The 11,405-nt window shown below is 36.6% G+C and carries 18 protein-coding genes; all 18 read right to left on the bottom strand.

Features of this window, described 5'->3' with window-relative positions:
• Positions 1-198 precede the first annotated feature (198 nt).
• The 18 genes from AC1HJP_RS11890 to AC1HJP_RS11805 all read right to left on the bottom strand — a co-directional run bounded on the left by AC1HJP_RS11890 (position 199) and on the right by AC1HJP_RS11805 (position 11,397).
• On the bottom strand, positions 199-597 hold the full coding sequence (locus AC1HJP_RS11890) for a hypothetical protein (RefSeq protein ID WP_480362005.1): 399 nt from the start codon (positions 595-597) through the stop codon (positions 199-201).
• A 688-nt stretch (positions 598-1,285) separates the two neighbouring features.
• On the bottom strand, positions 1,286-1,744 hold the full coding sequence (locus AC1HJP_RS11885) for a hypothetical protein (RefSeq protein WP_480362004.1): 459 nt from the start codon (positions 1,742-1,744) through the stop codon (positions 1,286-1,288).
• Positions 1,745-1,870: 126 nt separating this feature from the next.
• A complete protein-coding gene (locus tag AC1HJP_RS11880) occupies positions 1,871-2,092 on the bottom strand; it encodes a hypothetical protein (RefSeq protein WP_480362003.1) in 222 nt (73 codons plus the stop codon).
• Between the two features lie 139 nt (positions 2,093-2,231).
• A complete protein-coding gene (locus AC1HJP_RS11875) occupies positions 2,232-3,068 on the bottom strand; it encodes a hypothetical protein (RefSeq protein WP_480362002.1) in 837 nt (278 codons plus the stop codon).
• A gap of 154 nt (positions 3,069-3,222) precedes the next feature.
• Complete coding sequence (locus AC1HJP_RS11870) at positions 3,223-3,669, bottom strand: hypothetical protein (protein WP_480362001.1); 447 nt, start codon at positions 3,667-3,669, stop codon at positions 3,223-3,225.
• A gap of 134 nt (positions 3,670-3,803) precedes the next feature.
• On the bottom strand, positions 3,804-4,151 hold the full coding sequence (locus AC1HJP_RS11865) for a hypothetical protein (RefSeq protein WP_480362000.1): 348 nt from the start codon (positions 4,149-4,151) through the stop codon (positions 3,804-3,806).
• Between the two features lie 113 nt (positions 4,152-4,264).
• The gene (locus tag AC1HJP_RS11860) at positions 4,265-4,576 is read right to left on the bottom strand and encodes a hypothetical protein (RefSeq protein ID WP_480361999.1); all 312 of its coding nucleotides are present in this window, start codon (positions 4,574-4,576) and stop codon (positions 4,265-4,267) included.
• A gap of 107 nt (positions 4,577-4,683) precedes the next feature.
• Complete coding sequence (locus tag AC1HJP_RS11855; protein ID WP_480361998.1) at positions 4,684-5,034, bottom strand: hypothetical protein; 351 nt, start codon at positions 5,032-5,034, stop codon at positions 4,684-4,686.
• Positions 5,035-5,124: 90 nt separating this feature from the next.
• Positions 5,125-5,514: a hypothetical protein gene (locus AC1HJP_RS11850; RefSeq protein WP_046354377.1), complete on the bottom strand. Its 390-nt coding sequence runs from the start codon at positions 5,512-5,514 to the stop codon at positions 5,125-5,127.
• Positions 5,515-5,623: 109 nt separating this feature from the next.
• Entirely contained in the window at positions 5,624-6,250 is a 627-nt protein-coding gene (locus AC1HJP_RS11845; protein ID WP_480361997.1) for a suppressor of fused domain protein, read from the bottom strand.
• 106 nt (positions 6,251-6,356) lie between these two features.
• Entirely contained in the window at positions 6,357-6,710 is a 354-nt protein-coding gene (locus AC1HJP_RS11840) for a hypothetical protein (protein WP_480361996.1), read from the bottom strand.
• 107 nt (positions 6,711-6,817) lie between these two features.
• Positions 6,818-7,162, bottom strand: coding sequence for a ribonuclease E inhibitor RraB (locus AC1HJP_RS11835; protein WP_480361995.1), 345 nt, complete (start codon positions 7,160-7,162; stop codon positions 6,818-6,820).
• Between the two features lie 103 nt (positions 7,163-7,265).
• Positions 7,266-7,604, bottom strand: coding sequence for a DUF6678 family protein (locus AC1HJP_RS11830; RefSeq protein ID WP_480361994.1), 339 nt, complete (start codon positions 7,602-7,604; stop codon positions 7,266-7,268).
• 135 nt (positions 7,605-7,739) lie between these two features.
• Positions 7,740-8,021: a hypothetical protein gene (locus AC1HJP_RS11825; protein ID WP_480361993.1), complete on the bottom strand. Its 282-nt coding sequence runs from the start codon at positions 8,019-8,021 to the stop codon at positions 7,740-7,742.
• A gap of 459 nt (positions 8,022-8,480) precedes the next feature.
• Positions 8,481-8,864, bottom strand: coding sequence for a hypothetical protein (locus AC1HJP_RS11820; RefSeq protein WP_480361992.1), 384 nt, complete (start codon positions 8,862-8,864; stop codon positions 8,481-8,483).
• 266 nt (positions 8,865-9,130) lie between these two features.
• Positions 9,131-9,472 carry a hypothetical protein gene (locus tag AC1HJP_RS11815; RefSeq protein WP_480361991.1) on the bottom strand — a complete coding sequence of 114 codons (342 nt, stop codon included), beginning with the start codon at positions 9,470-9,472 and terminating at the stop codon, positions 9,131-9,133.
• Positions 9,473-9,573: 101 nt separating this feature from the next.
• Positions 9,574-10,272 carry a hypothetical protein gene (locus tag AC1HJP_RS11810; RefSeq protein ID WP_480361990.1) on the bottom strand — a complete coding sequence of 233 codons (699 nt, stop codon included), beginning with the start codon at positions 10,270-10,272 and terminating at the stop codon, positions 9,574-9,576.
• 807 nt (positions 10,273-11,079) lie between these two features.
• On the bottom strand, positions 11,080-11,397 hold the full coding sequence (locus tag AC1HJP_RS11805) for a hypothetical protein (RefSeq protein ID WP_480361989.1): 318 nt from the start codon (positions 11,395-11,397) through the stop codon (positions 11,080-11,082).
• Between the last annotated feature and the right edge of the window lie 8 nt (positions 11,398-11,405).

Raw genomic sequence — 11,405 nt, 5'->3', positions numbered from 1 at the left:
CCTAAAAGCTGATTTGAAGGAAAGAGTAGAAGTAAAAACCGCTTTAAAGACAGCTATTTAAAGTGACGCATAACGCCTCACTAAGAGGCAAAAAATAGTTGGTTAAAATAAGCGACGCAGGAGCAAAAACCAACTGTTTTTTGTCCTTTTGAGTGACTTGTTAGTTGCCGACGCCACCAAACCTTTTTAAGTAAACATCTAAATTAGGCGAATATCTATGCGTTTAACTATATTATTACGTAAGAAAAACACTAATTCATTAGACTGATCTACATACTCTTTAAATATACCGTCATTTACTTCTAACACTAAACTTGGAAAGTAACCTAATAACTCTGACTCTTTAAGCCCAATTGGTTTAATGCTTTTTAAATTTGCAGTTTCAGAGGTTATGGATATTTCCCATAACCTAAAGTCTAAATCTGGATCGAAATACAATTGTATTCCTTTGGATTGATAATCCCAAATTTCGGAACTAACACCGTCTTGACCTAACTCATTTTCAATTAAATCAGGGACTCCAAATAGCTTATCAGCTTCTTCTTTGGAATCACCAAATTTTATACTGTTCAATCCGACTAATGGCACAATATTCATAAGGCAACTAACGCTCGATTAACGGGTTAAAAATTGAGGGCTAAAATTGAGCGAAGCGAAGAGCCCGCTGTTTTTAATCCCTGTTTAATTGCTTGTTAGCACTACTTTGACTCTAAATAATCGAATAATTTCTTTCTTTGAGCAGATGAAAACAAATAATAGCTAAACTTTATATCGTTACTTTTCGAGCTTTTTAAAACTATTAACCTAGGTAACCTATTAACAATTTTAAAGCCTTCAAAATTCTTCCACTCCAAAGTTACTCTATCGCCAAAATCAATGAATGTTATCCCTTGTTCATTAAGCTCTAAACCGTATTCAATGACCTTACTTCTACCAGAGTTAAAAACGAATAACCAGATGGTGAAAAGGACTATGAAAATTATCAAAATGAAAAAAAACAAAACCGTGTCTTTCGGATAAACTCCTGTGAACATGGCAAAGATCAACCCAACTGCAATGAACCAGATGTATTGAATGGACATTGTATATAATCGGTTGAGTAAACCTTGTACACGCGACTGAATTATCAGCATAAATCCTAAACTATCCTTGTAGTGCTAACGCCGCGTTAAGTGGTGAGCAACGCTGACCACTGTACTTAAAGTATTGTGCCGTAAACACTTAAACTCAAGTAAACCAAAAATGCCAAGCGTTGCGAATCCGTCTTGAACGCTTTGTTAGGCATCTAGCTCGCACCAAACTCCGAGCTTATCTTCTGTTGGATAACTCTAACGGTTTGCTCAAACGCGCTTTCTATACTTATTGCGTCTCGTAAATCTAGAAGATGATATTCAAACGGGAGTTCTTCCGACATTTTTTCGGCATAAAACTCACCTAGTTTTAGTCTCCATGGATACGATGTATACTCAGGTGTATACACATGAAATAGAACAACTTTTTCATAAGTTTTGTATTGATTTAGGAGCCAAAACTTGCCGACATTCGTATCAGGGTGAGTTTGTTTAACTTCAACTTCTAAAGCGACTACCACTTTACCATCAGTTAGTAGCCCGTCGGCTCGAAAGCCATCTGATGGGAAACCAGGAATAGCTTGATAGCCGTTCGTAAACTGTAATTTATTACTCTTGAAGCTCTTCATCCAATCCGCGAGCTGCGATTCAAATCTTAACCATTCTGACTTCATAGCTTGAATACTCTTGATGCCTAACGCCGCAAATAAACGGCTAAAAATAGTTGGCTATAATTTGTGAGGCACGAACAAAGCCAACTGTTTTTTGTCCGCACTTTTAATTTGCCTTGTTAGCTACCGCTAGGGTTTATCTGCATCAGGGTTGAAAAATAAGTAGCCAGTGAGTAAAACCCACATAGATATAAATACACCTAAACACGTCACTACAAACCTAAATGCAATTTCAAAATTACTACCAACTACCTCTTGAGAAAGCATAGAAAAGATTACTAGAAGGATAATCATGCTTGAAGGTATCAACGCGTATTTAAAAGCCCTTTTGTACACTGGTTTATCAGACATACTTAAATCTCAATAGGTAGCTAACGCCAAGCTAAGCGGCGAATAGCAGTTGGCTAAAATTAGTGAGTGAAACGAACGCCAGCCAACTGTTAGATGTCCGATTGAGCGCCTTGTTATAAGCATGACATTCCATCAGAGGCTACTTTTCGTTAAGAAAATCATGAGATATATCTAATATTTCCCTAACTTCACCAACATCTTTATCTAATTGTTTAAACCAGTCATCATATATCGGAGAGCATTCTTCAAATATTCTTTTTAATACATCTTTTTCAGCAAATTCCACTGCATTTTTCCACACCTGATTATCACCCATGGGGGTACTCAAAGCGGCAGCCATTGAGTTTACTTTGGCAGCAGAGGCAATTTCCCAAAAAACTTTAGCCAAATTATTTGACAGTTTTGCCAATTCATTTGAAATGTACATTGTATTTTCTTGAGTTAGTTTACATATTTTTTCAATGCATTCTTTAAAAATTTCGGGGTCACCAGCTCTGTGTTCGATTTCATCTGCGCGTTCAAGCATCATATTATCAATTTCATTTTTCAATTTGATGAGTTTTGTATATGTGGCAATTCTCTTATCAAATAAACTTTGAAACTGTTCTCTGGCAATAGATGTGTATGACTCATGTTTTAAAAATTCACTTTGGAACTCATTTCTAATTTTTTCTAACTGATTCACACTTTCTAACTTTAAATTTTCAATGGTTCTACTATGATTTTGCTCTATATTCTTTAAGCGACTTAAGTTGTCAGCCTTGAGGTTTTCAAGCTTCAGCTGATGAATATTTCCAACTTCATTCAAATCTTTTTTATTATCATCTTTAAGTTGCTGCAACTCTTTTCTTTGTTCACTTAAGTCTCTATTGATTATTCTCTTAAGCCAAATTTTGGCTAAAAAAGTTGTAAGTCCAGAAATTACAACTGCTGTTCCACCATAGGGTGAAAATGCGATATCTAAAAATTGATTCATGTTGATTCAGATTCCTGATTGGCCTAGAGATTACGCTAGACCAGAAAGTGCTTATAACGCCCAAATAAGGGGCTTATAATAGTTGGCTAAGATGTGAAGCGAAGCGGAACCCAGCCAACTGTTAGAAGTCCCACTTGATTTGCTTGTTAGGCATTCATTGCACGGTGTACAACATACCATAATCTGCTGACACCCTGATTTTATAAGTTTTACTGTGCCATTTTCCTCTAGATTCCACTGAGACATTCGCATGTTCTAATGTTGTGATTAAAGTTAAGTGGCGTTCTCCATTTATAATTTCATTGGAAGATATTTTCCAGCCTTTAGATTTAGGAAGTTCATAAAGCAGCGGAGCTTCACCTAAATCACCCATACTTGAAACAATAAACAACCTTGAATTAGGACATGATTCAAAAGTACCATCACATTCCATTATTTCTTCAGAACTTTCAATAATGCGTATATATGGAAATTCTTTACTTTTAAAAAGAGTGCGCATTGTTCCAAGAAGATAAGAAAGCTCTAGGTTATCAGATCTCTTTAATTCTTTCGCTTGAGCCAATGAAACTGAAAATAGAATGCAAAAGATGAATTTTTCCACCAACCCTCCCTGAATGCCTAACGCCTTACTAATGGGCGCATAAATGCTTGGCTAAAATTAGCGACGAAGGAGCGCAAGCCAAGCGTTTTGCGTCCTTTTGAGTAACTTGTTAGGCATATTGACAACTAAACGCGCTAATTTAAGTTCTTGATAGCAAATGCAACTAGGCATACCACAGCCAGTGTGAACGATGATGCGGAAATAAATACGCCATAGTTACCTATATTTGCAACCCAATTCTCGTAATCTCCTTCAACACGGACAGTCTCACCAAAAGCGACCATAACTGATACAGATGAGATTATTGAAAGTAAAAACAACAAAAATACTATAGACGAGAGAATTGCCCACTCAGGAGTTGGAAAAACATCTTTTAAAAATGTAGCTAAAATAACTATAGAGCCAGTACTTAAGGTTGTGAGGTGCTTAAAAACATCAAATAAAAGTTTTATGCCCTCTCGCTCTGTTTCATTAAGTGCCACCGATGCCTCCTTTATGCCTAACGCCGCAAATAAACGGCAAAAAATAGTTGGCTAAAATTTGTGAGGTACGAACAAAGCCAACTGTTTTTTGTCCGCACTTTTAATTTGCTTTGTTATATGCCGCTGGCTAATTCTATCTTTTCGTTGTTTATTACCCAGCCCGCAAGGTTATTGTTTGCAACTTTAACAGCCATAAAGTCTTTACCAAAACGTATACGCTGTACATGCCAAGTAGTGTTAGCCGCTAGTGTAAAAACTACTTCACCTTCAGTGCCGCATCTGTAACCACAACGCCAATCAGAATACACTAGGGTGTCAGTAGTAACTGTAATGGAATGTGATTGATCTGATTTAACATCAATACACCAAAGCCCCATAGCTAAAATAATGAGACAAATAAAGGCACTTAGACTCAATTTTTTCATAGGCATATAACGCCCTGTTAACAGGCAAAAAATTGTTGGCTAAAATTAGCGACGAAGGAGCAAAAGCCAACTGTTTTTTGTCCTTGTTTAACAGCTTGTTAGGTGAATTAGTCACCATAGAACAACAGGCTAGTTTCTTGTTTTATTGCTAACTCCGCTGCTTTAGCTAATTTATCTAGAGTTGATATGATTTCATTTTTTTCCAATGAAGCTAAACCTTTCTCTATAGTTTCGTATCTCACAACCGATTTTGGCATAAGAGAAAGAGTTTCTTTAGCAAAAGCAACCGTATTTATTAAGCGACGACAATCTTCAGTAGCGTATTTGGTTTGCCCATATTCATCGAAGTTTTGACCACCAACATTAATAATTGGTAACAAGTATTCTTGAATTTCAAAAGATGGAAAGTACCAACTATTTTGACCTTCCTTAGTATTAGCAATATTCCACGAAATCAAAGATTCACCTAACGCCGCAAATAAACGGCAAAAATTAGTTGGCTAAACTTGTGAGGTACGAACAAAGCCAACTGTTTTTTGTCCGCTCTTTTAATTTGTTTTGTTAGGTTTACGATAACATACAGAAAACCAGAACACTGTTGTTAAAGTAACACCGAAAACTGCATAAGTTATTATTGATTCAATAATTAACCTACCCGTTGCGTCCGTAAAAGAAGGTATAAATACAAATATAATAGAAGGAACAAGGCCGACCATTAAATAGTAATGTAAACCAACTAGTTCGTTTCGGCTCAACCAAAGGTGTATAGGCAGCATATAAAAGATTAACGCAGATGCACTTACTAAACCACCTAGTACTGAAGCGTAAAGCAAGTGAGAAAAAAGCACATTAAAGTCTGCTAAATACCACAAATATGCAAAAGACAACCCCCAACCTGTAAGGATTGCATTTCTTAATCCTTTGATAACTATATTCAAACTAGTAAACCTAACGCCTCATTAAGAGGCAATAAAATAGTTGGTTAAAATAAGCGAGGCACGAGCAAAAACCAACTGTTTTTTGTCCTGCTTTAATGACTTGTTATAACTAAATTACACCTAACCTATCAGGTTTTATAGTAAATGAACCCTGAGATTCAAATAGCTTATTTGCTAATTCCTCTGAGCTATTCTCTTTTGCGTAATCCAATTCCTGAGCTGTAATACCTGTAATTTGCAGTATATCGACTTTTCCAGATATTAAGTCGAATGATTCAGGGAATTGATTTGGCATTACAACCATTAAGCTTGAAATATTCGGCTCAATTTTCATTGGAATACGGTCTCCATAGTCAACTAGAGGTTTATCACCGTAATGACCAACGGACACAAGAATATTGAAAGCTACTAAACTACGTAACGTATTTATAGCCCAATCACTTTCCTCATTTGTTTCGAGAATAAACTCAGTTCCGAAACCTGAATACTCTTGCGGGTCATCTGATTCCCATGTATTAGACATGCCAGAGGTGACATAAACCCAAGTTTTTCTGTCACTCTTTGGAGCACATTTGAAAACACCAAAATGTAACCATCTAGGATCAATGCTGTCGATGCCAAATTGATTTTTGAATAGTGAGGCATCTAACGGGTAAATACCTTCACCAGTACCGCCAAATAATTCTGGATATACTTGTTCTTCTCTTTGTTCCCACGAATCTTCCAGCAGACTCATAATCTTCCTTTAGTTATAACGCCGTTGTAACCGGCACATAATAGTTGGCTAAAATTTGTGAGGCACGAACAAAGCCAACTGTTATTTGTCCGCGTTTACAACCTTGTTAAGGCCTAGTCTCTAAGTGCTTATTATTAACTTGTAAGATAAAGTTGCTACCCTTTTTGTTATGTTCCCACCCTTTTGAAACAGCTAAATTGATAAAATACTCTATATGTTTAGGTGTAATTTTGGGATAGTAGTCCAAATATACGGCATCACTTACTAGCCCTGAAAAGTCTAGCCAAAAGTTTCGTGTTACAAGCCCCTTTAGTATTAACTTTCTTCCATTAGCAGCTTCATTTTGTACGGTTATATTTAAATCAAACTCACAGTTACCTTTGTTTGAAACTGACACTGAATATCGGTAATCAATGTTCTTGAAAGAAATCTTGCGGGATTTACTTTTCGGTAACGCCATACTTCATTGGGCCTTAACGCTTGCCTAACCGGCGCGAAATAGCAGGCTAAAATTAGTGACGAAGGAGCGCAAGCCTGCTGTTTTGCGTCCTTTGGTTTAGGCACTTGTTAGGTACCGTTCTGCGCGATACAGCCCCAACCATCAATTTCAACGTTATATAACTCGGCTATACAAGTCATGAAGCCAGATACACAAAGCAAAATATTTTGAGTAACAGGCATGTCGATCAATAGCTGAACCATGTACTGCTCTTCTTCTGCAATTACAGATGCCTTTCCATATTGGAAGTCGTCTAGAAAACCAGCGACAGTATTAGCTTTGTCTTTACTCTCACATTTGAAAGTGAAATCGACCTCTCTGAACTTGCTGAAATCATCTCCGTCAGAGTTCAATCTTCGAAGCACATCGGTATCAGCTTCAGATGCTTCCATTAATTTAGAAATTACAGACATTTCCTAGGTACCTAACGCCCAATTAACAGGCAAAAAATGGTTGGCTAAAATAAGCGACGAAGGAGCAAAGGCCAACTGTTTTTTGTCCTTGTTTAATTGCTTGTTAGTTGTTTTTATTGCAAAAAATGAAAACAGTATCACCTTGTACGTGAAATGGAACCTTTAAATTTTGTAAAAGTTCAATAAACTCAGCTTCACAAGAAACTACTTTAGGCGGCACTAATTGACCAACACTTTTAAGGTATTGTGGACGAACACAAAACCACTCTATTTTAGAATAAGGGTGCAAACAATGAGCAGACCAATCTCCTAAATAATTTACATCTTCAGAGAATGTTAAAGGAAAAGGTTCTTCATCAGATTTCTTATATTGAAATGGAGGCGTAAATGGCAACTCAGTATTAATTGAATCAATTAAAACCTCTATTTGATTAGCATCCATACTATTTATTTTCTCCAAACTATCGAAACAACTAACGTCCTCGTTAATGGGCAAAATATTGTTGGCTAGAATAAGCGACGAAGGAGCAAAAGCCAACGGTATTTTGTCCTTGTTTAACAGCTTGTTATACGTAAACTACTTGCCGTACTTTAACTCAAATAACTGTTTTAATAAGTTGGTGCGTTGGACATTTGAATGACCAATGCTACCAAGCACGATTGCAATGAGAACAACATTCATTGGTGACCAAGTAGATTGACCTGACCACATATCCCAGAATGCCCAGCTCATTAATATTGCACACAAAGTTGCAGGAACGAAGCTGAGTCGATGGATTTTTTTCTCGATGCGTTGAATTTGATCTATTTTTTGATATTCAGTGAGAGCTTTGACATCTTCAATTGAATTTAATTCCATCTGCTGAATCTCCTTTACGTATAACGCCGTTGTAACCGGCAAAAAATTGTTGGCTAAAATGTGAAGCGAAGCGTAGCAGCCAACAGTTTTTTGTCCGCGTTGACGGCCTTGTTATGCGTTGACACTCAAAATTAAAAGCGCTTGCGCCTGCACCAATAAGCCAAACTTAAAATTAAAAAACACTCACCAAACTCAAAATTGCAAAGAAGCGTTCGACTGGTGAATGACCTTTCTGGTCACAGCTTAAATTGAAAAACGAAAAGCCAAGACCAACATAAAACTTAATTACGCCACTGTACCCAAAAGCTGATTTGAAGGAAAGACTTGAAGTAAAAACCGTTTTAAAGACAGCAATTTAAAGTGACGCATAACGCCTCATTAAGAGGCAAAAAATAGTTGGTTAAAATTAGCGACGAAGGAGCAAAAACCAACTGTTTTTTGTCCTGCTTTAATGACTTGTTAGCTGTTTTTTAACTCCAGCCCGAACTTAACGAACCCCTTTAAAATTAACAAAGCTAGTAAAACATATACAACACCAACAGCAAAACCAAATGGTACAGCAAACAACAGCATTACAGGTATGAACTCTAATGCAGCACTTAAACCATTTGAAAATACTATTTGAGCACTAAAAACGATTATGAAAAACGCTAAGAAAACTACAGGGGTAAAGATTATATACTTAGTTATATTTTCCGTTGGTTTAAACCACACGTATATTGCATAGAACATAGCAAACGGCAAATAATACCAAACCCAAATATCTTGAAAGTGATCGACTTTAAGTGGATAAAGAATGACTGGCAATAAATACACAAATGCTAAATATTTCGCTTTATTCATAAAACAGCTAACGCCCGATTAACGGGTTAAAAATAGTGGGCTAAAATTGAGCGAAGCGAAGAGCCCGCTGTTTTTAATCCCTGTTTAATTGTTTGTTAAGGTGCTTACCCACCTTTTCTCAAAAGAATTGATGATCTTCTTTCGAATGTCTTTTCCCACTTTTTTAATTCAAAGCCAACATTATAATTATGGAACTCATCAACAACTAATTGATATCCGTTGTTACACTCTCCGCCATAAAATATAGATAGCTTAGGCTTTAAATTTTAGTAACGATTGACAGTAAATTCGAATCTGGAGACATCTCTATTTCTGATTTTACTGCCAACCTCACCTAAAACAGCAGAATAAATCAGCTTATCCCTATTCCACATCGTCAAGTTAACCTTGCCTACTTCTAACTCATTAAAGTAGGCTGGAATTTGTGCTTCTATATAATCAACACCATCTGATTCCAAAAAGTCCATATCGCGATATTCAAACTTAACTTGTGACTTTAATGCCTCTTGTTCCGATTTTGAAATGAGTACAGGAATGCCGCAGGACGCATTGACTTCACCTGAGAATAAAAGGCTTAATAAAATAATTTTATAAACACTGAATTTCAAGATTACTCCTGCACCTTAACGCCTTAATAAACGGCGAAAAATAGCAGGCTAAACTAAGCGAAGAATGAGCGCAAGCCTGCTGTTTTGCGTCCATTGTTTAATTAACTTGTTAGCTTTCGATCATCACAGTATGCAATAGAAAGATTTTTTAGTTTTTCTATGACCGAAAAGTCGTTAAGTTTTTTAGCGTTTTCAATATTTAATTTTTCTAAGTTCGGAGCGATACGCTCTAAGTTAGATATAGACTCTAAATTCCTACACATGTGCAGCTCTAGAGTTTTTAAATTTGGTAAAGATGGTAACCCATCCAGACTTGTTACATTAGTCCAATTGATATACAACTCTTCGATTGCTTCAGGAAACTCAACTGAATTGAAACTTTTATTTTTTGGATTTACATACCAAAAGTGAAGAAGTTTTAAACTTATCAAGCTTGAGAGGTTTTTATCTTTACGTCTGTAGTCGCAATTTAGAGAAACTAACGAGTTTAAGCGACTAAAATCAATGCTAGGGAACTTGCCATGAAACGACAGCTTTTGGAGTTTGCTCAAACCGTAGATTCCATCTATTGATTTAAGTTCTACCTCATAAAATGTTGCAGAGTTCGAGTTTTTAAATGAGCTTAAAAAATCCAAACTACTTTCGTTAAAACCTGATGTTGGTCGACAGAAAAAGCCGTCATATCCTTTTTCAAACTCCATGGCAACTTCATGCAAGAACTGGCTATTAATGCCAATTAAAACTTTATTGCTTTTGGGGTCTTCAAAAATATCAAAATTACCTTTTCTAACAATACTCACAAGGTTTACCTAGAAAGCTAACGCTTAGCTAACAGGCAAAATTGAATAAGCTAAAATCGAGCGAAGCGACGAGCTTATTTAATTTTGTCCTAGTTTAGCGCCTTGTTATGCGTTGACACACCGCTTTCAAAGCGCTTGCACCTGCACCAACGAGCTAAACTTTATTTATATAAACTCTCACCGAACCAAAAATTGCAATTAAGCGATTGACTGGTGGATACCCTTTCTGGTCACAGCTTAAATTGAAAAACGAATAGCCAAGACCAACTTAAAATTTGATTACGCCACTGTACCTAATAGCTGATTTGAAGGAAAGAGTTGAAGTAAAAACCGCTTTAAAGACAGCTATTTAAAGTGGCGCATAACGCCGTTGTAACCGGCAAAAAATTGTTGGCTAAAATGTGAAGCGAAGCGTAACAGCCAACAGTTTTTTGTCCGCGTTGACGACCTTGTTATGCGTTGACACACCGCTTTCAAAGCGCTTGCGCCTGCACCAACGAGCTAAACTTTATTTATATAAACACTCACCGAACCAAAAAATGCAATGAAGCGATTGACTGGTGAATACCCTTTCTGGTCACAGCTTAAATTGAAAACGAACAGCCAAGACCAACTTAAAATTTGATTACGCCACTGTACCTAAAAGCTGATTTGAAGAAAAGACTTGAGGAAAAAACCGATTTAGATTCAGTTAATTGAAATGACGCATAACGCCTCAGTTAAAAGGCAAAATTTAGTTGGCTATAATGTGAAGCGGAGCGAAACCAGCCAACTGAATTTTGTCCGCTTTTAAACTGTTTGTTATGTTTACAACTCAGCTTTTGAACACCAAAACTCTGAATAGCTACCTTCAACCCAGCACTCAATACGAATTGTTCCAAAATCTCGCTGTGTGTTTAACTCTTGAGATATTATTACCTTTTCCGATTGGAGTAAGTTAGAGATTAGATCTAGGTCGTCTAAGCCCTCAATCTCGATGTCTTTACACTCGTCATTGCACTCCACTTGAAACCACAAATTCAAGTCACTTTCGGCACTAACTTTACTAGTTGTCAAATCACTAACGAACCAAGGCTGCTGAAATTCAAATAGTATCTGATAGTTACTCATAGTCTCTGTAAACATAACAGCTT

Source organism: Pseudoalteromonas sp. NFXS53 (assembly GCF_056629255.1).
Note: the sequence above shows the minus strand (reverse complement) of the source record. Positions and strands in the feature narration are given on the sequence as shown.